This window comes from Microbacterium maritypicum MF109 (assembly GCF_000455825.1).
Classification (GTDB): Bacteria; Actinomycetota; Actinomycetes; order Actinomycetales; family Microbacteriaceae; genus Microbacterium; species Microbacterium maritypicum_A.
The window spans coordinates 81,311-104,143 of sequence record NZ_ATAO01000188.1; the positions used below are offsets into that span (position 1 = coordinate 81,311).

The 22,833-nt window shown below is 67.2% G+C and carries 26 protein-coding genes; 11 read left to right on the forward strand and 15 right to left on the reverse strand.

What is annotated here, in order from left to right:
* Window positions 1–71: 71 nt before the first annotated feature.
* Together L687_RS32230 and L687_RS32235 are read right to left on the reverse strand one after the other, a co-directional pair.
* Entirely contained in the window at window positions 72–1,226 is a 1,155-nt protein-coding gene (locus L687_RS32230; RefSeq protein WP_021199937.1) for a Gfo/Idh/MocA family protein, read from the reverse strand.
* Window positions 1,226–2,032: a sugar phosphate isomerase/epimerase family protein gene (locus L687_RS32235; protein ID WP_021199938.1), complete on the reverse strand. Its 807-nt coding sequence runs from the start codon at window positions 2,030–2,032 to the stop codon at window positions 1,226–1,228. The genes L687_RS32230 and L687_RS32235 overlap by 1 nt, the downstream gene beginning before the upstream one ends.
* Before the next feature lie 108 nt (window positions 2,033–2,140).
* On the opposite strand from L687_RS32235, the gene L687_RS32240 reads away from it, so the two are divergent.
* Genes L687_RS32240 through L687_RS32250 form a run of 3 tightly spaced genes read left to right on the forward strand, consistent with a single transcriptional unit; the run spans window position 2,141 to window position 4,406 of the window.
* A complete protein-coding gene (locus L687_RS32240) occupies window positions 2,141–2,758 on the forward strand; it encodes a TetR/AcrR family transcriptional regulator (RefSeq protein ID WP_021199939.1) in 618 nt (205 codons plus the stop codon).
* Between the two features lie 50 nt (window positions 2,759–2,808).
* Complete coding sequence (locus tag L687_RS32245; RefSeq protein WP_021199940.1) at window positions 2,809–3,441, forward strand: DUF4166 domain-containing protein; 633 nt, start codon at window positions 2,809–2,811, stop codon at window positions 3,439–3,441.
* Window positions 3,438–4,406, forward strand: coding sequence for an epimerase (locus L687_RS32250; protein ID WP_021199941.1), 969 nt, complete (start codon window positions 3,438–3,440; stop codon window positions 4,404–4,406). The genes L687_RS32245 and L687_RS32250 overlap by 4 nt, the downstream gene beginning before the upstream one ends.
* Here the strand turns inward: L687_RS32250 and L687_RS32255 are convergent.
* Genes L687_RS32255 through L687_RS32265 form a run of 3 tightly spaced genes read right to left on the reverse strand, consistent with a single transcriptional unit; the run spans window position 4,403 to window position 6,023 of the window.
* On the reverse strand, window positions 4,403–4,792 hold the full coding sequence (locus L687_RS32255; RefSeq protein WP_021199942.1) for a PLDc N-terminal domain-containing protein: 390 nt from the start codon (window positions 4,790–4,792) through the stop codon (window positions 4,403–4,405). The genes L687_RS32250 and L687_RS32255 overlap by 4 nt on opposite strands.
* A 38-nt stretch (window positions 4,793–4,830) precedes the next feature.
* Window positions 4,831–5,760, reverse strand: coding sequence for an aldo/keto reductase (locus tag L687_RS32260; protein WP_084487343.1), 930 nt, complete (start codon window positions 5,758–5,760; stop codon window positions 4,831–4,833).
* A 32-nt stretch (window positions 5,761–5,792) separates the two neighbouring features.
* Window positions 5,793–6,023 (reverse strand): helix-turn-helix domain-containing protein, encoded by a 231-nt coding sequence (locus L687_RS32265; protein WP_235045227.1) that lies wholly within the window; start codon window positions 6,021–6,023, stop codon window positions 5,793–5,795.
* 94 nt (window positions 6,024–6,117) lie between these two features.
* Between L687_RS32265 and L687_RS32270 the strand changes: the two genes are divergently transcribed.
* Genes L687_RS32270 through L687_RS32280 form a run of 3 tightly spaced genes read left to right on the forward strand, consistent with a single transcriptional unit; the run spans window position 6,118 to window position 7,538 of the window.
* Window positions 6,118–6,492 carry a helix-turn-helix domain-containing protein gene (locus L687_RS32270; RefSeq protein ID WP_231479904.1) on the forward strand — a complete coding sequence of 125 codons (375 nt, stop codon included), beginning with the start codon at window positions 6,118–6,120 and terminating at the stop codon, window positions 6,490–6,492.
* Window positions 6,493–6,516: 24 nt separating this feature from the next.
* Entirely contained in the window at window positions 6,517–6,927 is a 411-nt protein-coding gene (locus L687_RS32275; protein ID WP_268741825.1) for a zinc metallopeptidase, read from the forward strand.
* 8 nt (window positions 6,928–6,935) lie between these two features.
* A complete protein-coding gene (locus tag L687_RS32280; protein WP_021199947.1) occupies window positions 6,936–7,538 on the forward strand; it encodes a GNAT family N-acetyltransferase in 603 nt (200 codons plus the stop codon).
* A 56-nt stretch (window positions 7,539–7,594) separates the two neighbouring features.
* On the opposite strand, the gene L687_RS32285 is transcribed toward L687_RS32280, so the two are convergent.
* A complete protein-coding gene (locus L687_RS32285) occupies window positions 7,595–7,798 on the reverse strand; it encodes a hypothetical protein (RefSeq protein WP_021199948.1) in 204 nt (67 codons plus the stop codon).
* Between the two features lie 90 nt (window positions 7,799–7,888).
* Between L687_RS32285 and L687_RS32290 the strand changes: the two genes are divergently transcribed.
* A complete protein-coding gene (locus L687_RS32290) occupies window positions 7,889–8,500 on the forward strand; it encodes a flavodoxin family protein (RefSeq protein ID WP_029259577.1) in 612 nt (203 codons plus the stop codon).
* Between the two features lie 6 nt (window positions 8,501–8,506).
* On the opposite strand, the gene L687_RS32295 is transcribed toward L687_RS32290, so the two are convergent.
* The 9 genes from L687_RS32295 to nrdH all read right to left on the reverse strand — a co-directional run bounded on the left by L687_RS32295 (window position 8,507) and on the right by nrdH (window position 18,350).
* Window positions 8,507–9,007, reverse strand: coding sequence for a GNAT family N-acetyltransferase (locus tag L687_RS32295; protein ID WP_021199950.1), 501 nt, complete (start codon window positions 9,005–9,007; stop codon window positions 8,507–8,509).
* Window positions 9,008–9,090: 83 nt separating this feature from the next.
* Window positions 9,091–10,131: a hypothetical protein gene (locus L687_RS32300; protein ID WP_021199951.1), complete on the reverse strand. Its 1,041-nt coding sequence runs from the start codon at window positions 10,129–10,131 to the stop codon at window positions 9,091–9,093.
* Between the two features lie 56 nt (window positions 10,132–10,187).
* On the reverse strand, window positions 10,188–11,708 hold the full coding sequence (locus tag L687_RS32305; protein WP_021199952.1) for an amino acid permease: 1,521 nt from the start codon (window positions 11,706–11,708) through the stop codon (window positions 10,188–10,190).
* A gap of 11 nt (window positions 11,709–11,719) precedes the next feature.
* A complete protein-coding gene (locus tag L687_RS32310; RefSeq protein WP_021199953.1) occupies window positions 11,720–13,096 on the reverse strand; it encodes a glutamate decarboxylase in 1,377 nt (458 codons plus the stop codon).
* A 106-nt stretch (window positions 13,097–13,202) separates the two neighbouring features.
* Window positions 13,203–14,225, reverse strand: coding sequence for a LacI family DNA-binding transcriptional regulator (locus L687_RS32315; protein ID WP_021199954.1), 1,023 nt, complete (start codon window positions 14,223–14,225; stop codon window positions 13,203–13,205).
* Between the two features lie 277 nt (window positions 14,226–14,502).
* Window positions 14,503–15,480 (reverse strand): class 1b ribonucleoside-diphosphate reductase subunit beta, encoded by a 978-nt coding sequence (gene nrdF, locus L687_RS32320; RefSeq protein ID WP_017828866.1) that lies wholly within the window; start codon window positions 15,478–15,480, stop codon window positions 14,503–14,505.
* 54 nt (window positions 15,481–15,534) lie between these two features.
* Complete coding sequence (gene nrdE / locus L687_RS32325; protein WP_021199955.1) at window positions 15,535–17,679, reverse strand: class 1b ribonucleoside-diphosphate reductase subunit alpha; 2,145 nt, start codon at window positions 17,677–17,679, stop codon at window positions 15,535–15,537.
* Window positions 17,676–18,110, reverse strand: a complete 435-nt coding sequence (nrdI, locus tag L687_RS32330) for a class Ib ribonucleoside-diphosphate reductase assembly flavoprotein NrdI (protein WP_021199956.1) — start codon at window positions 18,108–18,110, stop codon at window positions 17,676–17,678. The genes nrdE and nrdI overlap by 4 nt, the downstream gene beginning before the upstream one ends.
* 6 nt (window positions 18,111–18,116) lie before the next feature.
* Window positions 18,117–18,350 carry a glutaredoxin-like protein NrdH gene (nrdH, locus tag L687_RS32335; protein ID WP_017828869.1) on the reverse strand — a complete coding sequence of 78 codons (234 nt, stop codon included), beginning with the start codon at window positions 18,348–18,350 and terminating at the stop codon, window positions 18,117–18,119.
* A gap of 436 nt (window positions 18,351–18,786) precedes the next feature.
* On the opposite strand from nrdH, the gene L687_RS32340 reads away from it, so the two are divergent.
* From L687_RS32340 to L687_RS32355, 4 genes are read left to right on the forward strand one after another with little or no spacing between them, the layout of a single operon-like run.
* Complete coding sequence (locus L687_RS32340) at window positions 18,787–19,950, forward strand: MFS transporter (RefSeq protein WP_021199957.1); 1,164 nt, start codon at window positions 18,787–18,789, stop codon at window positions 19,948–19,950.
* Complete coding sequence (locus L687_RS32345; RefSeq protein WP_021199958.1) at window positions 19,947–20,867, forward strand: sugar kinase; 921 nt, start codon at window positions 19,947–19,949, stop codon at window positions 20,865–20,867. Before L687_RS32340 ends, L687_RS32345 begins: the two co-directional genes overlap by 4 nt.
* A 53-nt stretch (window positions 20,868–20,920) precedes the next feature.
* A complete protein-coding gene (locus L687_RS32350) occupies window positions 20,921–21,679 on the forward strand; it encodes an alpha/beta fold hydrolase (RefSeq protein WP_021199959.1) in 759 nt (252 codons plus the stop codon).
* A complete protein-coding gene (locus tag L687_RS32355; RefSeq protein WP_021199960.1) occupies window positions 21,676–22,833 on the forward strand; it encodes an acyl-CoA dehydrogenase family protein in 1,158 nt (385 codons plus the stop codon). The genes L687_RS32350 and L687_RS32355 overlap by 4 nt, the downstream gene beginning before the upstream one ends.

Consider the following 22,833-nt stretch of genomic DNA (forward strand, 5'->3'; position numbering starts at 1 on the left):
CTGCCCCCTGATCCGGTCGGTGGCGACGAAGGCTCGGTGATCCGAACCTCCGCCACCGCCACCGGCTGCGATCAGAGCGTCGCTTCGAACGGATCGAAGTCAGAGGCGATCGAACCGACCTGATCGAGCGTGCTCTCGACGTCGACGAAGCTGCGAGATTCGGCGGCCTCCTCGATCGACAGGAGCGTGTCGAGCACGTGGTAGCCGAACTCCCCCGTCGCCACGTGCGGGCGACCGGCGGCGATCGAGCGTGCCATGTCGAGCAGCCCCACGCCGCGGCCGGAGAGCACACCCTCCTGCTCGACGTCGATGATGTCCTGCTGGACGGGCTCCGGTGGGATGAACAGACGCGTGAGCGGTCGGGTGATCGAGATCGCGCCGCCGAAGGTGTTCGGGTCGGGGATCACGATGGTGCCCTCGGTGCCGGTGATCTCGACGATCCCCTGCCGGATGACGGGCGAGTCGGTGCTGTAGACGCTCTGCCCCTGCCCTCCCTGCTCGAAGTCCATCAGCACGCTCAGGGTCGACGGGATCTCGACCGGGAACTCCTGGCCGGCCAACTCGCCGACCTGCACACGCCGCGTCGGCGTCCCCTGAAGCCCGAGGGCCGCGACCGAGGCGACCGGGCCGAAGACGTGCACGAGGGCCGATACATAGTAGGGGCCCATGTCGAGCAGCGGGCCCGCGCCCTTGGCGTACAGGAATGCGGGGTTCGGGTGGAAGATCTCCGGTCCCGACCACTGGAACGTGGTCTGCGCGAACAGCGGACGGCCGATGTCGCCGCGCGCGATCGCCCGCTTCGCCGTCTGCACACCCGGTCCGAGCACGGTATCGGGGGCGACTCCGATGCGGAGACCGGCCGCATCCGCCTTCTCCAGCAGTCGGCGGGACTCCTCACGGCTCACGCCGATCGGCTTCTCGGTCCAGACATGCTTGCCCGCCGCGATGATCGCCTCGGACACCTCGACGTGCACGGCAGGGATCGTGAGGTTCACGACGATGTCGATCTCCGGATCGGCGAGCACCGCGTCGACGCCTCCGGAGCGCGGGACGCCGTATTTCTCGGCTTGCGCCTGCGCGCGGTCCTCGAGCAGGTCGCCGATCGCGAGGACGCGCACATCCGGGAACGTCGTGAGGTTCGACAGGTACTGATCGCTGATGTTCCCGGCGCCGATGATGCCGACGCCGACGGGGCCGTCCCCGAACGAACGGGTGCCGACCGCCATCAGCCGGCGACCTTCTCGTCGAGGTACACCCGGCTGCGCTCGATGGCGTCGAACAGGTCGCCCTCGTAGTGGTCGAACTCCACGATCGCGAGCTCGAGGGCCGGAGCCGCGGCGATGGCCTCGACGAGCGGAACGGATCCTTCGCCCGCGGCCACCTGGTCGGCGGGCGGGTAGGCGCCGGCGAGCGCGGGGTCGAGCGTGCCGTCCTTGGCGTGCACGGCCACGACGCGGCTGCCCAGACGCTCGAGCAGCGCGACGGGGTCGACGCCGCCGCGGGCGACCCAGTACAGGTCGACCTCGAGCACGACGCGCTCGTCGAGGAGGCCCGCGAGGACCTCCAGTCCGGTGACGCCGTCGAACACGGCCTCCAGCTCGTGTGCGTGGTTGTGGTATCCGACGCGCACGCCCACGGTCGCACCGATCTCCGCCGCCTCGTTCAGCAGTCGCGCGGTCTGCTCGATCTGCTCGACCGACTCCCAGCGCGCGGGCTCGGTGTACGGATCGATGACCGTGTCCATGCCGAGCACCTTCGCTGCGGCGAAGACCTCTGCGGGCGACGGCACCGGCACCGTGGTGCCGCTGCCGTCGGGGTTCACGAACGACTCCGACGCCAGGAAGGCGTGGCCGGACGGGGCGACCAACCCGGCGGTGGACAGTGCGGCAGCGAGGGGCTCGGCGCGGCGGACGAAGTCATAGGGCTCCACGGCGGTGAATCCGCGGGCGGCGACCGCCGCCAGGGAGGATTCGAGGTCGGCCTCCAGCTCGTCCTTGATCGTGAACAGCTGCAGGGAAGTCCGAATCGTCATCGGTCGTGCTCCTTCGGTCATCGGTGACGTGGCGGGACCGCTGTCCCGTGCAGGCACGCTATCACCAAATACCTCCATGCGGAAGTTTTGATTGGCTAGACTCGCCACATGCCCCCCGACACGTCCGATCACGCCGATCCTCCCCGCCCACGCGGCGCGTACGCCAAGGGGATCGCTCGACGACAGGAGATCCTCGATCGCGCGATCGAGGTCTTCGCCGAGCGCGGCGCCGACCGCACGAGCCTGCGGGCGATCGCTCGCGAGGTCGGGGTCACCCATGCGGCGCTCACGCACTACTTCGGCTCGCTGGAAGAGCTCCTCGTCGCCGTCTACGAGGAGAGCACGGCCCCGTCCCGGCAGTCCGGCTCTCCCCCGGAGGATGCGACACCGGTCGAGATGATGATCGAATCCGCGCGGACCAACCGCGCGATCCCCGGCCTCGTCCAGCTCTACTCGACCCTCGTCGCCACCGCTCTCGAAGAGGGACACCCGGCGGCCCGCACGTTCGCCACCGGTCGCTTCAGCCGCCTCCGCGCCCGACTCGCCGACGTCGTCCGACGCCAGCAGGAGGACGGCCGGATCCGCGACGACATCGACCCGGATGCGGTCGCCGCCCTCGTCGTCGCGGCGTCCGACGGCTTGCAGACGCAGTGGCTGCTCGATGAGACCGCACCGCAGCACGAAGCGCTCGCGCTCCTCGATCGACTGCTGAGACCCGCATCCTGAACAGGACGGGGCGCGGATCGGGACCCCGACGACAGGGCTAGGCTCGAAACGTGACGCCCGTGCCGCAGTCTCCCTACGCCCGGGCGCTCGGCGAGCGCATCGATGAGCTGCATCCCCGGCTTCGCACGTACTTCGAGGCGATCCCCGACGGCGCCGTCGGCATCGGCGATGGGGTGTTCGGGCGCGTCGGCACCCCGCGGCGATGGCTGTGGCCGTTGCTCCGGCTGCTCGAGCGCCGCGGGGTGGTCGCCGCAGGGTGGGAGCGCGATGTGCCGTTCCGCGTGGAGAATCGGACCATCGCGTCGAGGGCCATCGGAGAGCGCACCTTCCAGTTTCGTCACGGCGCGTGGACCATGCGCGACGCGGCCGCACTCACGCGACACGGTCGCGTGGTCGACGAGCTCGGAGAGCCCGCCCTCCTCGCCGCCTGCTTCGATGTGGACGTCCACCACGGGGCCCTGCACCTCACCAGTCGCGCGGTCGGCCTGCGTCTCGGACGCCTTCGGGTGCGCCTCCCGCGTGCGGTCACCCCCGTGATCCGCCTCACCGAACGCTTCGACGACGCCCTCGACCGTCAGCGCATGTCGCTGACCGTCGACGCGCCGCTGCTGGGCCGCGTGTACGAGTATCGAGGCGACTTCACTTACCGCATCCACCATTCCGAGACGGAGCAGATGGCATGAGCGCAGGACGGGTCGTGGTCGGCGGGTCCACGGGTTTCATGGGCAGATTCCTGCTGCCGCGGTTCCGCGCCGAGGGCCGTGAAGTCGTCACGATCTCCCGTTCGGGCGCCGACATCCGCTGGGGCGACCAGGTCGAGATCGACCGCGCCGTCGATGGCGCGGCCCTCGTGGTCGGCCTGGCCGGCAAGAGCGTGAACTGTCGTTACACACCGGAGAATCGCGCGGAGATCTTCCGCTCACGCCTCGACACGACGGCATCCTTGAGCACCGCGATCGCCCGCGCCTCGACGCCGCCGGCGCTCTGGGTGAACTCCTCGACCGCGACCATCTACCGTCATGCGGAAGACCGTGCCATGACCGAGTCGACCGGCGAGATCGGCACCGGGTTCTCGGTCGAGGTCGCCAAGGCCTGGGAGAAGGCCCTGTTCGCCGACGACCTCCCCTCCACGCGACGCGTCGCGCTGCGCAGCGCCATCGTCCTCGGCCACGGCGGTGTCCTCGGTCCGGTGAAAGACCTCGCCCGGCTCGGGCTCGGCGGATCCCAGTACGACGGACGATGGCCGGTCAGCGCTGCGCGTCGGGCCGCAGGCACCGGCCACTTCCCCGGCGCCCGTCGCGGCCGCCAGCGCTTCAGCTGGGTGCACATCGAAGACGTGGCCCGCATCATCGAATTCCTCGAGCAGACGCCTTCCCTCGAAGGGCCCGTCAACGCCGCATCTCCGCACCCGGTCGACAACGTCGAATTCATGGCGACGGTGCGTCGGGTGCTGGGCGCGCGCATCGGTGTGCCGATGCCGCGGTGGATGCTGGAACTCGGAGCGATCGGCATGCGCACCGAGACCGAGCTGATCTTGAAGAGTCGGTGGGTGTTGCCGGAGAAGCTCACCACGGCCGGATTCGAGTTCCGATACCCGACCCTCGAAGAGGCGATCCGCGAGTCGTTCGACCGCGAACCCGCTGCTTAGCCGGCGTTCGCCGCCCCGGCGGGCCCCTCGCCGTCGGTGCCGCGCTTCTTCTCGATCTCCTGGCGCAATCGCCACTCCTCGATCTCACGGTCGAGGTCGGCGATCTGCTGCTCCGTCGTGCGGGTGTCCCTGGGTGGCGCCGGACGCACATCGGTCGGCGTCGCGGGTCGCTCGGCTCTCCGCATCCGCGGCATCTGGATGCCGGACTCGCCGTAGTCACGCCCGAGCCCGAACCACAGCAGGCCACCGATCAACGGCAGCAGGATCACGATGATGATCCACGCCAGCTTCGGCAGGAACTTCACCAGCGAGCTGTCCCGCGTGATGATGTCGATCAGTGCACCGATCATCAGCGCGATGACGAGGAGCGAGAACAGGAACGACATGAGTTCAGGGTAGACGACGCCGCGCCGTGCCGCTCGGGCTACGGCAGCAGATGCCCGCCGGCGCGGAACAGTTCGTACCACTCGGGCCGCGTGAGCGTGATGTCGGCTCCGGCCGCCGCGTCCTGCACCCGCTGGGGTGTGGTGGTACCGAGCACGACCTGCATACCGGCGGGGTGGCGAGTGATCCACGCGGTCGCGATGGCGATCGGCGCGACGTCGTACGCCGCTGCGAGGCGATCGATCACGGCGTTCAGTTCCGCGTATTCGGGGTTGCCGAGGAACACCCCGTGGGAGAACCCATCCTGGAACGGCGACCAGGCCTGGATCGTGATGTCGTTGATGCGGCAGTACTCCACGATGCCACCGCCGTCGCGCACCACGCTCTGCTCCTGCCCGGCCATGTTGGCTGCGACCGGCTGCGCGATGATCGGCGCGTGCGTGATCGACAGCTGCAGCTGATTCGCGACCAGCGGCTGCCGGACCGCCGTGCGGAGGAGGTCGATCTGGCGAGGCGTGTGGTTCGAGACGCCGAACGCCCTGACCTTGCCCGCGCGCTCCAGGTCGTCGAACGCGCGCGCCACCTCGTCGGGCTCGACGAGCGCGTCGGGGCGGTGGAGCAGGAGCACGTCGAGGCGGTCCGTGCGCAGCGCCGCGAGCGAGCCCTCCACCTGCGCCAGGATGTGCGCGTACGAGAAGTCGAACATCCCCTGCGAGGGCACGATGCCGCACTTGGTCTGCAGCACGATCTCGTCACGCTCGGACGGGGTGAGCTGCAACGCGTCGGCGAATCGCGCCTCGCAATGGTGCATGCTGCCGCCGTAGATGTCGGCGTGGTCGAAGAAGTCGATGCCCGCCGTCCGCGCGGTGCCGTACAGCGTGCGGATGTGAGAGTCGTCCTTGTCGTCGATGCGCATCATGCCGGCGATCACGGCGGGGGCGGTGGCTGATCCGAACGGCACTGTCTTCATGCGCATCACGCTACCGCCCCGCACCGACGTCGTCAGGAATCTTCGGTCGCGGCGCCGGGAATCAGCGCCGTGACCGGAACGCCGAGGACTCCGGCGATGCGCGCGAGGTCGACCACCGTGAAGTCCTCCATGCCGTCGAGCAGATTCCCCAGGGCATCGGGGTCGATGCCCGAGCGCGCGGAGAGCTCGGAGAAGGACACTCCGGCGTGGAACCGGGCCCCGTCGACTTCGGATGCCAGCAAATGACGCAATTCTGTCCCCATACGCCTACACTACCGCCACGAACGAACCCGCATGGCGGTCGAATGGACCAGAATGGCAGCATTTTGGCGTCGTCTCGCTGCTATGGTGAGCCGGGTGAAGACACCTGCCGAGGATTTCAACGACGCTGTCGGGCGCCAGATGCGTGCCGAGATCGCCGCGTCGCGCAGCAGCATCGCCGCCATGGCGCGCACCATCGGGATCGCGCGCAGCGCACTGGACAACTACGTGACGGGCAAGCGTGCGATCCCGGTCCCCGTCGTCTACGCGGTGTGCGCCGATCTCGGTGTCGAACCCCACGTGCTGCTGGCACGCGCGGAAGAACGTCTCCGCGCCGACGGAGAGGCCGTCGCGCGCATCACGCCGATCCGACGCGCGCCCGATGTCGCCGGCCCGCGCGAAGATACCCGAGAGGTCGCCTTCGAATCCGGTGTCCGCCACGACGCCGACACCGACGACCTCTACGAATAGGCCGGACACCGCTCCCGGCGCGAGATCGGCACGGGAGGAGTGACCATGCACCACCTTCTCCGGCTCGCCGATGAACAGCGGGTTCGCGTCGTCGAGCGGACCGGTCGAACGCGCGGGGGCTACGACCCCGCGACTCGCACGATCCGCCTCAGCCCCGGCATGAGCGTCCGCACCACTCGCAGCGTGCTCGCGCACGAGCTCGGACACGCCGCTCTCGGCCACGTTCCCGCCCCGACCCCCGCCATCCGCGCCCAGCAGGAGCGCCAGGCGGATGAATGGGCGGCGTCGCAGCTCATCACGCCGCGCGCCTACGCGGAAGCAGAAGCGGTTCGAGGTCCGCATCTCGCGAGCTTGGCCTTCGAGCTGGAGGTCACGATCGAGCTCGTCACGGCCTACCAGCGGCTGCTGCGTCAGACGATCCTCGTCGCTGGTTGAATATCGTCATGCCCTTCCTCGTCACGCCCTCCCCTGTCACCCTGACCGGCGAACTCGTCGAACTCCGTCCCCTCGAACGCGCCCACGTCGATGGACTGATCGAGGCCGTGGAGGAGGGCGACCTGTGGAAGACGGCCTGGTACACCTCGGTACCCGCACCCGATGGTGTCGCCGCGGAGGTCGAGCGCCGGCTCGGGCTCGTCGAGAAGGGCGAGATGGTCCCTTTCACGACGTTCGACGCCACTGGTCGCATCCTGGGACTCACGTCGTACTACGACATCGTCGCCGACGTTCCCCGGCTGCACATCGGCTTCACGTGGAACCGACCGTCGGCACACGGCACGGGCACGAATGCCGAGTCCAAGCTGCTGCTGCTCCGGCACGCGTTCGAGACGCTGGGAGCCTTCCGCGTGGGCCTGACCACGCAATGGGTGAACTTCCAGTCGCGCACGGCGATCGAGCGGCTCGGCGCCAAGCAGGACGGCGTCATGCGGGCCATGAGCCGCTACCGCAACGGCGCGTTGCGCGACAGCGTGGAGTATTCCATCATCGAGCCGGAGTGGCCCGCTGTCAGGGCGAACCTCGAAGCGAGGCTCGCCAGACGACGGTGAACCGTCGACCGTCGGCGGTCAGCCGCCACGCCTGACGACCCGCGGACCGCGGGGAGTCACTCGGTGGCGTTGCCCGACCAGTTGTTCGACCGGCGGGTGGCCGAGCCGCCCTGGCGGAAGAGGAAGGCCATGGCCAGGGTCACCAGCAGGAGCCCACCGCAGAAGGCGAGAGCCTGGAACGCCGGCAGCCCGAACGAGATGCCCATCAGCAGGATCCCTCCGATGAAGAGGATCATGAAGAAGAGGAAGCTGAGGATCACGGGATCTCCTGTCGTCGGTGCCGTCTACCAGGATAGCCCGGACTCGGAAACCCCCTGTGCATGTTCTTCCTCGTCTGGTCTGCTCGGAGCATGAAGACACCACTGACCGCCGTCGCCATCTCCTGCACACTCAAGCCGTCGCCCGCGCCCTCCAGCTCCGATCTCCTCGCGACGCAGCTGCTCGACGGCCTCGCCGACCACGGCGTCACCGGTGACGTGGTCCGCGCCGTCGACCTCTCCCTCAGCCCCGGTGTCGAGAAGGACATGGGTGGCGACGACGAATGGCCCCAGATCCGTCGGCGAGTGCTGGACGCCGACATCCTCGTCCTCGTCACCCCCACGTGGATGGGGCAGCATTCGAGCGTCGCACAGCGCGTGCTCGAACGCCTCGATGCGGAGCTCGGCGAGACGGACGCCCGCGGCCGCCCCACCCTGTTCGACAAGGTGGCCATCGCGGGCGTCGTCGGGAATGAAGACGGCGCGCACCACATCGCGGCGATCCTCTTCCAGTCGCTGAACGACGTGGGATACACGGTCGCCGCACAGGGCTCGGTCTATTGGAACGGCGAGGCGATGCACACCGTCGACTACAAGGATCTCGATGAGACACCCGAGAAGGTCGCGTCGGCCATCGGGACGGCGACGAGGAACGCCGCACACCTGGCCCGACTGCTCAAGGCCCAGGAGTATCCCGCGGAGTGATCTCGGTCACTCCGTGAGGTCGAGTGCCCATTCGTTCACAGTCAGCTCGGCACCGCGGAACTCCTCTGTGAAGCTCCCCGCCAGGGTGAATCCGTTGCGGCGGCACACCCCGTTCGATGCCGAGTTCTCGACCCCGGGAAATGCGGTCAGGAAACGTCGGCCCTCGCGATGCGCACGGGCGTCGTCGATGAGAAGAGCGAGGGCAGCCGATGCCGCGCCGCGCCCCTGCGCCTCGGGCAGGACGAACCATCCGGTCTCGAGGGCCGGCTCCTCACGCCATTCGACGTGCCAGTACCCGATCGATCCGAGTGCTCGCGCTCCCTCGTCTTCGATGACGAACATCCGTGCTTCCCCGGAGGCGACCAGCCGCAGGTAACGGGCGTGCCGCTCGATGATCTGGTCGACGCTCTCCGGGCCGTTGATGTGCGCCGTCATCTCCGGGGTGTTGGCCGCGTGCAGCAGTCCGAGGTCGTTCTCGGACCAGATCCGGAGTCTCAGGTCTTCCATGTTCGGATGCTGCCACAGGCCTCCGACACCGCGTTCAATGTGAAGGTGGGCTCCGCGTCGTGTGTGCTCAGCGTCGGGTGCGCTCAGTGTGCGGGTGCGCGTGACGCCGGCTCCGACGCACTCCGGAACGTGACGACCTCGTCCCGCCGAGCCTTCTCGAGGATGAGTCCCGCCAGCTCGAGTCGTCGAAAAACCCGCCGAGGCACTGCGGGAAGCTCGGCGGAGAAGCCGCGCGGCGGCGTGGCGAGCCCGGCGAAGAGCGACAGGTCGACACCGGCGCCACGGACCTCGATCCGCGCGTAGTCGCTGCGGCACCGCCAGCGCAGGAATTCGAGCCTCCGGAACGGGATCGTGTGGAGCTGATCGCCTACCCGTACACGCAACTCGTCGTTCCCGAAGGCGACCGCGCACTGCGCTGTGCGTCGGCGCAGGATCGCCATGAACAGGAGGTACACGGGAAGCCCCAGCACGATTCCCATGAGGACGATCGCGATCCGCGGCCCCATCCGCATCACGATGTCGTCGAGTCCGATCAGCAGCGCGACGCCGAGGAGTCCGACGACCACGACGATCCCGACGATCGCCTGCGTGAGCGTGCGCATCCGCAGCTCGATGGCGGGGAAGCGCACGATCGACCCGTCGCCGCCTTCCTCCCGTTCCCAGTCCGGCGTCACCGGCAGCGGCTTCTTCTTCGCGTCCCGGCGGGCGAAGAGATCGGTGACGCGACTGAGGAGTCCGAGCCAGATCCACCCGGTCGCCGGTATCCCCGCGAGCTGCAGGACGACGGCGACCCCGCGCACCGCCTCGGGGAAGCGGTCGAGCAGGTCTCCCCCGAACTCCACCATGAGGACCAGGACGGCCCCGAGCACGATTGCGACACCGAGGTGCAGGATCGCCCCGTTGCGGGCCGGCACCATGCCCAGGGTGACGTTCACGAACGCGAAGCCGAAGCACCAGCCCCCGACCAGCATGAGCAGGAACGGGAAGAAACTGAGGTCATCACCCGCGAGCGTGAACCCGATGGCTGCGATCAGCAGCACCGTGCCCACGGCGATCGGCACGCGCACGAACGTCCGGTTCACCTTCGCGCGCACGCGCGTCTCGGTGGCGGTCTCGTCGATCATCGGGTCGATTCTAGGTCCGGGCGCGTGTCGACGCGCTCCGGAGCACGCGCGCTCGCCTACGTCTGCGCGTGCTCGTCTTCTTCGTGGGTCCCGTGGGCATTCTTCTGCTCCTCGGTGCGCATGTCCCAGGCGGGCTTGCGAACCGCGTAGAAGATGAGCGGCGGAGCGCCGAGCACGACGATCACCGCCGCCACGATCCAGGGATACAGGGCCGGCGGGAACGCCGTGAACCCTTCCGGCGGGATGAAGGCGAACACGAAGGCCGCGAGGCTCGCCAGGAATCCGATGCCCGCCACGAGGTTGATCGCAGGAACACGGTAGGCCCTCTTCACGCTCGCCTGCGTCCGCCGCAGGACCATCGCCGAGGCGAACATCATCATGTACATGATGAGGTACAGGGCTGCGGCCATGTCGATCAGGGCGACGAACGCCGCACTGACGTTGGGGACGATGATGAAGATCGCCGCCAGGGCGGTGACGATCGTGCCCTGCAGCATCAGGATTCCGGACTGCACACCGGCCTTGTTCTTCTTCTGCAGCAGTGGGGGCAGCAGCCCCGTCTCCGCCGCGGCGAGAACACCTTTGGACGGTCCGACGATCCAGGTGATCACGGACGCCAGTGCGCCGGCGGCGATCAGCGCGGACACCGCCGCCGTCGCCCACTGACCCACACCCCAGTGCGAGAAGTACTCCTGGAACGCGAGCATGATGCCGTTGGTCAGGCCCAGCTCCTTCTGCGGGACCGCAACGGCGATGGCGATCGTCGGCAGGATGAACACGATGAGGATGAGGACCGCGGAGATGAAGATGGAGCGAGGAAAGCCCCGGCCCGGGTCCTTCATCTGGTTCACGTGGACGGCGTTGACCTCCATGCCGGCGTAGGCGAGGAAGTTCGACACGATCAGCACGATCGATGCGATGCCGGTGAAGGGGGGAATCACCGCTTCGGGCGTGAGGGGTACCTCGCTCTTCTCTCCGCTGAACACCCAGATCGCTCCGAACACGATGAGGAGGGCTGCGGGGAGCAGGGTGCCGAGGATGCCGCCCCAGGAGCCGAGCTTGGCGAAGAGGTTGCCGCCTCGCAACGCGATGAGAGTGGATCCCCAGTAGAGGACCAGGATGACCACGGCCGTGAAGAAGCCGGAACTCGACAGGGAGGGGTCGAAGAAGACGAACGCGAGCGCTCCGGCGATGAAGGCGAGCTGGGTGGGGTACCAGACCACGTTCTGGATCCACTGCAACCACACGGCGGTGAACCCCCAGCGGTTGCCCATCGCCTCCCTGATCCAGATGTACACGCCTCCCTTCCACCCGGTCGCGAGCTCGGCGGCGACCAGCGCTGTCGGCACGAGGAACAGGATCGCGGGGATGATGTAGAGCGTGATGCTGCCGAGGCCGAACACGGCCATCGCCGGGAGCGATCGCAGGCTCGCGACCACGACCAGGGTGAGGAGGGCGAGCTGCCCCACTCCCAGGAAGGAGGTCACCGCGGAACGGGGTGCGAGCGGATGGTTCGATGCGGTCGGGGACGACTCGGCCGGTGCCGGCGACGGAGCGGAACTCTGAGGCGAGGACATGGCGGCTTCTCTCAGTGGTGGAAGGCCGACTGCGGCTTCTCGATCGGCATCGGCGACTCGAGCGCGTCGAGGTACGCGACCTCGGTCTCGATCGCCTGCAGCAGTTCGATCGCGAGGTCCATGCTCAGCCCGTTGCGGACGACGATGCGCTGCACCGTGATCTGCTCGAGGTCGGCGGGCATCGGATAGGCGGGGATCAACCAGCCCTTCATCCGCAACCGGTCCTGCAGATGGTAGAGAGTCCAGTTCTTCGTGTGCCCGTCCTTGAGGCGCCAGGCGAACACCGGGATGTCGCTGCCGTCGTTCCAGAGTTCGAACGCGTCGAGCTTCGCGATCCCCGCGGAGAGGTACTTCGCGACGTCCTGCGAGGCCTGCTGCACGGCCCGGTATCCCTCGAATCCCAAGCGCAGGAACAGGTAGTACTGCAACACCACCTGGGCGCCGGGCCTCGAGAAGTTCAGCGCGAAGGTCGGCATCTCCCCACCGAGGTAACTGACCTGGAACACCAGGTCCTCCGGCAGCCACTGGGCGTCACGCCAGACCACCCACCCGAGCCCCGGGTACACGAGACCGTACTTGTGACCCGAGGTGCTGATCGAGTGCACGCGCTCGAGACGGAAGTCCCAGACCAGATCCGGCTGCAGGAACGGCGCGATCATCGCGCCGGAGGCACCGTCGACATGGATCGGGATGTCGAGGCCGGTGTTCTTCTGGATCTCGTCCAACGCCGCGGCGATCTCGGCGACGGGTTCGTACATGCCGGTGTAGGTGACACCCATGATGGCGACGACGCCGATCGTGTTCTCATCGACGTACTTCGCCAGGTCATGCCCGTCGAGCGTCTTGTGCTCCGCACTGATCGGCACGTAGCGGGGCTCGACGTCGAAGTAGTTGCAGAACTTCTCCCAGCACACCTGCACGGCGGAGGACATCACGAGGTTCGGCGTCGAGGTGTCCTTGCCCGCTGCACGCCTGGCCTGCTGCCACCGCCGCTTGAAGGCGAGACCGCCCAGCATGCACGCCTCGGACGAGCCGATCGTCGAGGTGCCGATGCTCTTCTCCGCATCGGGCGCGTTCCACAGGTTCGCCAGCATGTGCCAGCAGTTGTCCTCGATCGCCGCCGTCTGCGGATATTCGTCCTTGTCGATCATGTTCTTGTCGAACGACGCCGCGTACACCTGCTTCGCATCGTCATCCATCCAGGTGCTCACGAACGTCGCGAGGTTCAGCCGCGCGTTCCCGTCGAGGATCGTCTCGTCCTCCACGATCTGCTTCGCCGTGTCGGGGAGCGACTCACCGGCAGGGATGACATGACGTGCGGCGCCGGTAGCTTCAGCCGGCCTCGCGAACATCGGTGTTGCCGGGCTGGAGGTCTCGTGATCAGTCATGTCGTCTCCTTGCTTGCGTGCATCGCAGCGGCACATGGAACCGACGTGCAAAATCGGTTAACCGCCACCTGGGTCGATGGAAACAAGGTAAGACGTCCTCAGGGGATCACGCAAGCCTGTACGACGAAGGCGAGGCGGAAACCGCCACCGAAGGCAGCTCGAGAAGGAGGTCAGCAGGGGTCTCGCCGCTTACGAGCTCGGCCATGGCCTTCACCGCGAGGGAGCCGTTCCGGAACGGATCGGTGGCGAAATAGTCCACGCCATGCTGCGCAGCGAGCCCGCCGGGATCACCGACCGTCGTCACACGCAACTGACCGGGCACATCGAGCCCAGCCCGTTCGGCCGCTCGGAGGATGGCTGCGCTGAATGACTCGTTCATGCAGTGCACCACCGTGGGCGGCAGTGCGCCCGGGAGCATCCTCGTGGCAGCGTCGTCCAGCGACTCCCCCGGCTCCAACGCCCCTCCCCGCGGCGTGATCCCCCGCCGCGCACACCAGCGCTGAAACCCGGCGATGGCATCGTTGGTGAAGTGATCCAGTCGCGCCCCGACGAAGATCGCAGGCCGGACTTCTTCGTCACCATCTGCGATTGTGTCGAGGTAGGCCGGAAGCGCATCCCGTATGCCCAGCCGAATCTGCTGGATGCGAGCCGTCGGACGCTCGTCGTATCCGCCGACGGCGACGACCGGTCGACCGAGACTCAGCGCGCGCTCCACCACGGGGTCGCTGGGCATGGGGTCGACCACGATGATCCCGTCATACGAGAGCGTGGTCGTGATCTGACCGTCGACCCCCGCGCGGCCTGCCGTGACCGCCAAACCCATCGCGCCGGCCTCCAACGCCGCCCCCGCGAGGATGTTCCGGAAGCACGGCATGAACGAGGCTTCCGTGACGCGCGGATCGCGGAAGCTCGCCACGACCGCGATCACGTTCGTCCGCCCGAGTCGCAGTGCCTGACCCGTCTGATTCGGCTGGTAGCCGAGCCGGTCGCCGATCGCCTTCACACGGGCGCGCGTGCGCTCGGACACTCTCCCTCGCCCGTTGTAGACGTGCGAGACGGTGGCCGCCGAGACACCTGCGGCGAGAGCGACGTCCCTGATGCGAACGCGTTGTGCGGAAGGTTCGGGCATCCCCTCAGCATAATCGTTTAATCACGGTCTGGAGCCGCTTCTGTCACGCATTGACGCAGCCCGGCGCCGCCGCGCCACGCGCGTGCCGAGCACACGAACGAAGGGCGATGACCGCGCCCGGCCTCGTGGGCGCAGTGGGCCACGATCCCGCACCCGTGCATGGATGAGCGAAGGGATTCGACGATGCAGAGAGGGCCTCGGGATCGAATGATCCCGAGGCCCTCTCACCCGCTGGTGATCCGGATGCGCCCGAAGCTCGAGCGTCCTCCCTGACTTCTCAGAAGTCCCAGTCGTCGTCTTCCGTGGCCTCGGCCTTGCCGATGACGTACGACGAGCCCGACCCCGAGAAGAAGTCGTGGTTCTCGTCGGCGTTCGGCGAGAGTGCCGACAGGATCGCCGGGTTCACGTTCGTGACGCTGGAGGGGAACATCGCCTCGTAGCCCAGGTTCATGAGGGCCTTGTTGGCGTTGTAGTGCAGGAACTTCTTCACGTCTTCGGTCAGACCGACACCGTCGTAGAGGTCCTGCGTGTACTGCACCTCGTTGTCGTAGAGCTCGTACATGAGCGAGAACGTGTAGTCCTTGAGCTCATCGCGGCGCTCCTGGGTCTCGTTCTCGAGGCCCTTCTGGAACTTGTAGCCGATGTAGTACCCGTGCACGGCCTCGTCGCGGATGATGAGGCGGATCAGGTCGGCCGTGTTCGTCAGCTTCGCCTTCGAGGACCAATAGATCGGCAGGTAGAAGCCCGAGTAGAAGAGGAACGACTCCAGAAGGGTGGAGGCCACCTTGCGCTTGAGCGGGTCGTCGCCCTGGTAGTAGTCCATGATGATCTGAGCCTTCTTCTGAAGGTTCGGGTTCTCGGTGGACCAGCGGAACGCCTCGTCGATCTCCTTCGTCGACGCGAGGGTCGAGAAGATCGAGGAGTAGCTCTTCGCGTGCACCGACTCCATGAACGCGATGTTCGTGTACACGGCCTCTTCGTGAGGGGTGATCGCGTCGGGGATCAGCGACACCGCGCCCACGGTGCCCTGGATCGTGTCGAGCAACGTGAGACCGGTGAACACCCGCATGGTGAGCAGCTGCTCGTCGGGGGTGAGCGTGTTCCACGACTGCACGTCGTTCGACAGCGGCACCTTCTCGGGCAGCCAGAAGTTGTTCACCAGACGGTTCCAGACCTCGAGGTCCTTGTCGTCCTGGATGCGGTTCCAGTTGATCGCCTGCACGCTGGAGACCAGCTTGAGTCTTTCAGGAGTCATTTCTTCGTCGTTTCTCGGGTTTCAGCCGCGTTCTCGGGTCGACAGGTTGTCAGGTCAGAGCATGCACGAGACGCACTCGGCCATGTCGGTGCCCTCGAGCGCCAGCTGACGCAGACGGATGTAGTAGATCGTCTTGATGCCCTTGCGCCATGCGTAGATCTGCGCCTTGTTGATGTCACGCGTGGTGGCGGTGTCCTTGAAGAACAGGGTCAGAGACAGACCCTGGTCGACGTGCTGCGTGGCGGCCGCATAGGTGTCGATGACCTTCTCGTAGCCGATCTCGTACGCGTCCTGGTAGTACTCCAGGTTGTCGTTCGTCATGAACGCCGCCGGGTAGTAGACGCGACCGAGCTTGCCTTCCTTGCGGATCTCGATCTTCGACGCGATCGGGTGGATCGACGACGTGGAGTTGTTGATGTACGAGATCGAGCCGGTCGGCGGGACGGCCTGAAGGTTCTGGTTGTAGATGCCGTGCTTCTGGATCGACGCCTTCAGCTCGGCCCAGTCGTCCTGGGTCGGGATGTGCTTGCCGGCGAAGAGCTCCTTGACCTTCTCGGTCGCGGGAACCCACGCCTGGTCGATGTACTTGTCGAAGAACTCCCCCGACGCATACTTCGAGTCCTCGAACCCGTCGAACGTCGTGCCGCGCTCGATCGCGAGGTTGTTGGACGCCCGCAGGGCGTGGAACAGCACCGTGTAGAAGTAGATGTTCGTGAAGTCGATGCCCTCTTCGGAGCCGTAGTACACATGCTCGCGGGCAAGGTATCCGTGCAGGTTCATCTGGCCGAGGCCGATCGCGTGCGAGCGGTCGTTGCCGTCCTCGATCGACCGCACCGAGCCGATGTGGCTCTGGTCGCTCACCGCGGTGAGGGCGCGGATCGCCGTCTCGACGGTCTGCCCCAGGTCATCGGCATCCATCGACAGCGCGATGTTCATCGAGCCGAGGTTGCAGGAGATGTCCTTGCCGATGTTGTCGTACGACAGGTCGTCGTTGTACGTGGTCGGCGTGTTCACCTGCAGGATCTCGCTGCAGAGGTTGGACATGTTGATCCGACCCTTGATCGGGTTGGCCTTGTTCACCGTGTCTTCGAACATGACGTACGGGTAGCCGGACTCGAACTGGATCTCGGCGACGGTCTGGAAGAACTCGCGCGCGTTGATCTTGGTCTTCTTGATGCGCGGGTCGTCGACCATCTCGCGGTACTTCTCGGTGACCGAGATGTCGCCGAACGGAACGCCGTAGACCTTCTCGACGTCGTACGGCGAGAACAGGTACATGTCCTCGTCGTTCTTGGCGAGTTCGAACGTGATGTCCGGAACCACGACGCCCAGCGACAGCGTCTTGATGCGGATCTTCTCATCGGCGTTCTCGCGCTTGGTGTCGAGGAAGCGCATGATGTCGGGGTGGTGGGCGTTGAGGTACACCGCACCGGCGCCCTGACGCGCACCGAGCTGGTTGGCGTAGCTGAAGCTGTCTTCGAGGAGCTTCATCACGGGGATGATGCCGGAGGACTGGTTCTCGATCTGCTTGATCGGCGCACCCGACTCGCGGATGTTCGACAGCAGCAGGGCGACGCCGCCGCCGCGCTTGGAGAGCTGCAGGGCCGAGTTGATGCCGCGGGCGATCGACTCCATGTTGTCTTCGATGCGCAGCAGGAAGCAGCTGACGAGTTCGCCGCGCTGCGCCTTGCCGGCGTTGAGGAATGTCGGGGTGGCCGGCTGGAAGCGACCGGAGATGATCTCCTCGACGAGCGCGACCGCGAGCTTCTCATCGCCGTCGGCGAGGCCGAGGGCGGTCATCACGACGCGGTCCTCGAAGCGCTCGAGGTAGCGCTTGCCGTCGAACGTCTTCAGCGTGTAGCTCGTGTAGTACTTGAACGCGCCGAGGAACGTCTCGAAACGGAACTTCTTGCCGTACGCGAGGTCGTTGAGCTTCTGGATGAACTCCATCGAGTACTTCTCGATGACGGCGCCTTCGTAGTACTCCTTCTCCACGAGGTAGTCCAGACGCTCCTTGAGCGAGTGGAAGAACACCGTGTTCTGGTTCACGTGCTGCAGGAAGTACTCCCGCGCGGCGCGCTTGTCGGCGTCGAACTGGATCTTCCCGTTCGCGTCGTACAGGTTGAGCATCGCGTTGAGGGCGTGATAGTCGAGACCCTCGTAAGAGGGGTTCGCCTTGAATGCCACTGTCTCGGTCACTGAAGCTGCCACCGTCGTTCCAATCCGTCGCTCACGCGATCCACATCGTCTTGTGTGCCGAAGATCTCGAGCCGATACAAGTGAGGCACGTTGCACTTGCGGCTGATGATGTCACCGGCGAGGCAGAAGGCGTCGCCGAAGTTGGTGTTGCCCGCGGAGATCACGCCGCGGATGTGGCGCCGGTTGCGCTCATCGTTGAGGAACCGGATCACCTGTTTCGGAACTGCGCCTTTCTCGACGCCGCGCCCCGCTCCCCCGCCGTAGGTGGGGGTGACCAGCACGAAGGGCTCGTCGATGACGAGGTCTTCTTCGTGTCGGTGGAGGGGGATGCGTCGGGACGGGAGTCCGAGCTTCTCGATGAACCGCGCGGTGTTACCCGAGACGCTCGAGAAGTAGATCAGGAGCGGCGCTGCGGTCGCGACGGCGCTCATGCGGCGTCACGCCAGACGGGAGGCGAGTTCGTCGATCTTGTCGGGACGGAAACCCGACCAGTGACCCTCGTCGGTGACGACGACGGGTGCCTGCATGTAACCGAGCGCCTTGACCTGCTCGAGCGCCGTCGGGTCTTCCGACAGGTCGAGGATCTCGTACTCGATGCCCTTGGCATCGAGGGCACGGTAGGTGGCGTTGCACTGAACGCAGGAAGGCTTTGTGTAGACCGTGATCGACATCTTTTTCGTAACCCCTCAAATCTCTGGCCCGCTTCTCATCAGGCTGTTTCCCGGTAGACCCCCTGCCGGGACTTCAATACTACATATGGGGACCGACATTGGGGGCGACCACAAGGGGTAGTAGTTACATCCGTGTAGTTATCCACCGTTCTCTACAGATACAACACAGGTTCTCCACCGTTTCTTCCACAGGCCGAGCCCTCGTCCGGAGGCACTCGAACCGCGTGAAATCGCGGCTGGGAAGCCCCTGTGAGCGATCCATCCACAGGGGGGACGTTACGACGCCCCACCGACATTCGGATTCCTGTGGAAATCGACCTTCGGCGTGTCGCGGGCGTGTCGCGGATCGACCTCTTCGGCGGCCGACCCCGCGGCCCGGTACCGTGGTCTGGTGGCGGGATATCGGGATCTTCTTCGCACGCCGGGAGTGGCGCGCATGATCGCTGCTCAGCTGACCGCGCGCTTCCCCAACGGAATGATGTCGCTGGCGATCCTGCTGCACGTCGAGCAGCAGACCGGGTCGTACGGATCGGCAGGCCTGGTCCTCGCCGCGACCAGTGTGGGCCAGGCGATCGCCGGTCCCATCACGAGCCGTTGGATGGGCGTCTGGGGCATGCGACGTGTGCTCACGCTCACGCTGTCGGTGTGCGTCGTGGCGGTGCTGTGCCTCGCACTGCTGCCGCTCGAGGTACCGGGCTACATGGCTCTCGGCATGGTCGCCGGACTCTCCACCCCGCCCGTCCAGGCCGCGGTGCGCACCATCTATCCGAAGCTCGTCAACTCCTCGAACCTCACGCCGCTGTTCTCCCTCGACGCGTCGCTGCAGGAGATCATCTGGGTGCTGGCCCCCGTCGTGATCACGCTCGTCTCGACCCAGATCGGCACGCCGGAGGGCCTGCTGCTGGTGGCGATCATCCTCGTCGGCGGCGGCGCCTGGTTCATCCTCTCCCCAGAGGTCGGACGGGTCCGCATCCCCCGGAGCCGCAACGCTCTGGGCACGGTCGTGCTCAAGCCGCCCGTACTGCTGGCGACCGTGATCGGCTTCCTCCTGATCGGAGCCTGTGCGGCTGTGGAGGTGGGAGTCGTCGCGACGTTCGAGCACGGAAGCCTCGCGGCCGGTCTCGTGCTCGCCGTGTTCTCGGCGGGAAGCCTCGCCGGCGGTCTGGCCTTCGGTCACATCCCCATCGGGCCGTGGGCCATGGCGCGCCGTCTGCTGATCGTCACGATCGGCCTCGGCCTGACGATGGTCATGCTCAACGTGTTCTGGCTCGGCGGCACCCTGATCCTCGCCGGCATCGGCATCGCTCCGGCTCTCGCCGTGCTCTTCGCGATCACCTCGGCCAGTGTGAAGTTCAGCGAGACCGCTGAGGCCTTCGGCTGGGCCGGCACCGGCCAGCTCATCGGCGCCGCCGCCGGATCCGCGGTCGCCGGCTTCCTCGTCGATGTCGGCGACTGGCGCGGCGCCTACCTCGCCGCCACGATCTTCGCCGCGGTGGGACTGCTCGTGGCCGTCGTCTTCGTCCGTTCCTTCCCTGATCTGCGTCACCGCGACGCGAGCCCGCATCCCGACACCGAACCCCTGGCGGTCACCCCCTCATGAGCTCCCCCATTTCTTCGACCTCTGCCCCCGAGATCGTCTGCATCGGCGAGACCATGGCGCTGATCACTCCGACGGATGCCCCGCTCGCCGACGCCGCGCAGGCGTCGATCGGCCTGGCCGGCGCCGAGTCCAACGTGGCCGCCGGCGTCGCCTCCTCCGGACACCGGGTCGCCTGGGCGTCGCGGCTGGGCGCCGACCCGCTCGGCGACAGGGTCGCCTTCGAGCTCGAGCGGCGGGGTGTGGAGTTGTGGGTCGAGCGCGACGATGCCGCGCCCACCGGAGTGATGTTCAAGGACCCGGGCGCCGAATCCTCCTCCGTCTACTACTACCGTCGGGGATCCGCTGCCTCCCGCATGGAACCGGGGTTCCTGACCGCGCGGCGTCTCGACGGGGTGCGGATCGTGCACACCACCGGGATCACCCCCGCGCTGTCCGCGTCGTGCCGCGAGACGGTCGACCAGCTCTTCTCCGACGCCCGCACCGCGGGAGCCCTCGTGTCGTTCGACGTGAACGACCGGCGTCCGCTGTGGAGCAGGGAGGATGCCGCAGAGACGCTCGCCCGCCTGGCCGACACCGCGGACATCTCCTTCGTCGGCCGAGACGAGGCTGAACGCATCTGGGGTACCGCGACACCCGCCGAGATCCGCGCCTTCCTCCCGAACTGCGCGCTGCTGGTCGTCAAGGACGGCGATGTCGGCGCCACTGCCTTCCATGGCGACGACGAGCCGATCTTCGTGCCCGCTCCCGTGGTCGACGTCGTCGAGCCGGTCGGCGCGGGAGATGCGTTCGCATCCGGCTTCCTGGCGGCGACCCTCGACGGAGCCGACCTCGCCGCGCGCCTCTCCGCCGGCCACGCGGCCGCGGAGCGCGTGCTGACGATCGCCGCCGACCTCCCACCGCTGGTGCCGCTCGCCTGATGCGGCTCGGGTGATCCCGGCCGCCTGAACACCACCGGTCGTAGGCTGGTGCCATGCCCGCCCCGCTCACCCTGCCCCGTATCTCGTGGGGCTCCCCGTCGGCATCCCGTCGCGCTCTCCTCGTCCACGGTCTCGGTTCCTCCGGAGCACTGATGTGGCGTCTCGGAGACGCTCTCGCCGCAGCGGGATGGCACGCGACCGCCGTCGACCTGCGGGGTCACGGCGATGCACCGCGCGCTCTCGACTACTCGGTGGCCGCGTACGGTGCCGATCTCGCCGCCACCCTCCCGGACGGCGGCGGCGCGTGGGACGCGGTCATCGGCCATTCGCTCGGCGGCGCATCCAGCACGGTCGCGGCGGCATCGACCCCGGAATGGACTCGACGGCTGGTGCTGATCGACCCCGCGATCCATGTGGGCGGGCGCGATGCGGCGATCGTGCGACGGAGCCAGGAGCGCGCATTCGCCGACACCCGCCTCGAAGTGGTGCAGGCGGAGCATCCGCACTGGCATCCGCAGGATCAGGAGCTCAAGGTCGACGCGGTGCTGCGTGCGAGCGCGTGGGCGGTGGAGCAGACCAGTACCCAGAATCAGCCCTGGGACGTACGGGCAGAGGCTGCGCGTCTGACCGTGCCCACGCATGTGATCGGCGCCGACCCCGCGGTCTACAGCATCTTCACGGGAGAACTCGCCGACGAGGTCCTCGCGGCGAACCCCCTGATCACCCTCTCCGTCGTCGAGGGTGCAGGACACTCCCTGCACCGCGACCGCCCGGAGGAATCCGTCCGTCAGCTTCTGGAGGCTCTGGCATGACATTCGACCCTGCGACGCTCCTGCCCGACGACCTTCTCGAGCGCATCCGCGAGCGCGCACCGATCCACGACCGCGAGAACACCTTCCCCCAGCAGGACCTCGACGAGTTGCGCGCGGCCGGCTACCTGTCGATCCTGGTGCCGAAGGAGCGCGGAGGGGCGGGGCTCGGACTCGCCGAGGCCGCGATCCTGCAGCAGCGTCTCGCCGGTGCCGCGCCGGCGACGGCGCTGGCCATCAACATGCATCTCGTGTGGACCGGCGTGGCGAAGGTCTTCTCCGACAGAGGCGTCCCCGGCCTCGAGTTCGTGCAGGACGGCGCTGCGGCAGGCGAGGTCTTCGCCTTCGGCATCAGCGAGGGCGGCAACGACCTGGTGCTGTTCGGCAGCGACACCGCGGCCGTGCCCGACGGCGACGGCGGCTACGCGTTCACCGGGACCAAGATCTTCACCTCCCTCGCTCCGGTCTGGACGCGGCTGGGGCTGCACGGCCTCGACACCACCAGCCCCGATGGGCCGAAGCTCGTGTTCGCCTTCGTGGAGCGGACGCACGCCGTCACGACGTCCGACGACTGGGACACCCTCGGCATGCGGGGCACGCAGAGCCGCACCACCCGGCTGAACGGCGCCGTGGCCGATGCCGCGCACGTGGTGCGGCGCATCGACCCCGGGCCCAGCCCCGATCCGATCGTGTTCGGCATCTTCTCGGTGTTCGAGATCCTGCTCGCCTCCGTCTACACCGGCATCGCCCGGAGAGCGCTCGAGCTGGCCGTGACGACGGCGCAGAAGCGGCACTCGAAGAAGACCGGCCTCGCCTACAGCCAGGACCCCGACATCCGCTGGCGCATCGCCGACATGGCCATCGCCTACGACGCCCTGCCGCCGCAGATCGCCTCCCTCGCCCGTGATGTGGACGACGGCGTCGATCACGGCGCGCGCTGGTTCCCGCAGCTCTCCGGCGTCAAGCACCGGGCGATCACGATGGCCAAGCACGTGGTCGACGAGGCGATGCTCGTGGCCGGCGGCGGGTCGTACTTCTCCGCCAACGAGCTCTCGCGTCTCTACCGTGACGTGCTGGCCGGGGCGTTCCACCCCTCCGACCCCGAATCCGCGCATTCGACGGCGGCGAACGCCTGGCTGGGTCCGCTCGAGAGCTGA

Bases quoted from the DNA above. Each gene is read 5' to 3' on its own strand.
- L687_RS32230 (WP_021199937.1), bottom strand. From the start codon at position 1,226: ATGGCGGTCGGCACCCGTTCGTTCGGGGACGGCCCCGTCGGCGTCGGC.
- L687_RS32235 (WP_021199938.1), bottom strand. From the start codon at position 2,032: ATGACGATTCGGACTTCCCTGCAGCTGTTCACGATCAAGGACGAGCTG.
- L687_RS32240 (WP_021199939.1), top strand. From the start codon at position 2,141: ATGCCCCCCGACACGTCCGATCACGCCGATCCTCCCCGCCCACGCGGC.
- L687_RS32250 (WP_021199941.1), top strand. From the start codon at position 3,438: ATGAGCGCAGGACGGGTCGTGGTCGGCGGGTCCACGGGTTTCATGGGC.
- L687_RS32255 (WP_021199942.1), bottom strand. From the start codon at position 4,792: ATGTCGTTCCTGTTCTCGCTCCTCGTCATCGCGCTGATGATCGGTGCA.
- L687_RS32260 (WP_084487343.1), bottom strand. From the start codon at position 5,760: ATGAAGACAGTGCCGTTCGGATCAGCCACCGCCCCCGCCGTGATCGCC.
- L687_RS32265 (WP_235045227.1), bottom strand. From the start codon at position 6,023: ATGGGGACAGAATTGCGTCATTTGCTGGCATCCGAAGTCGACGGGGCC.
- L687_RS32280 (WP_021199947.1), top strand. From the start codon at position 6,936: ATGCCCTTCCTCGTCACGCCCTCCCCTGTCACCCTGACCGGCGAACTC.
- L687_RS32290 (WP_029259577.1), top strand. From the start codon at position 7,889: ATGAAGACACCACTGACCGCCGTCGCCATCTCCTGCACACTCAAGCCG.
- L687_RS32295 (WP_021199950.1), bottom strand. From the start codon at position 9,007: ATGGAAGACCTGAGACTCCGGATCTGGTCCGAGAACGACCTCGGACTG.
- L687_RS32300 (WP_021199951.1), bottom strand. From the start codon at position 10,131: ATGATCGACGAGACCGCCACCGAGACGCGCGTGCGCGCGAAGGTGAAC.
- L687_RS32305 (WP_021199952.1), bottom strand. From the start codon at position 11,708: ATGTCCTCGCCTCAGAGTTCCGCTCCGTCGCCGGCACCGGCCGAGTCG.
- L687_RS32310 (WP_021199953.1), bottom strand. From the start codon at position 13,096: ATGACTGATCACGAGACCTCCAGCCCGGCAACACCGATGTTCGCGAGG.
- L687_RS32315 (WP_021199954.1), bottom strand. From the start codon at position 14,225: ATGCCCGAACCTTCCGCACAACGCGTTCGCATCAGGGACGTCGCTCTC.
- nrdF (WP_017828866.1), bottom strand. From the start codon at position 15,480: ATGACTCCTGAAAGACTCAAGCTGGTCTCCAGCGTGCAGGCGATCAAC.
- nrdI (WP_021199956.1), bottom strand. From the start codon at position 18,110: ATGAGCGCCGTCGCGACCGCAGCGCCGCTCCTGATCTACTTCTCGAGC.
- nrdH (WP_017828869.1), bottom strand. From the start codon at position 18,350: ATGTCGATCACGGTCTACACAAAGCCTTCCTGCGTTCAGTGCAACGCC.
- L687_RS32340 (WP_021199957.1), top strand. From the start codon at position 18,787: ATGATCGCTGCTCAGCTGACCGCGCGCTTCCCCAACGGAATGATGTCG.
- L687_RS32345 (WP_021199958.1), top strand. From the start codon at position 19,947: ATGAGCTCCCCCATTTCTTCGACCTCTGCCCCCGAGATCGTCTGCATC.
- L687_RS32350 (WP_021199959.1), top strand. From the start codon at position 20,921: ATGCCCGCCCCGCTCACCCTGCCCCGTATCTCGTGGGGCTCCCCGTCG.
- L687_RS32355 (WP_021199960.1), top strand. From the start codon at position 21,676: ATGACATTCGACCCTGCGACGCTCCTGCCCGACGACCTTCTCGAGCGC.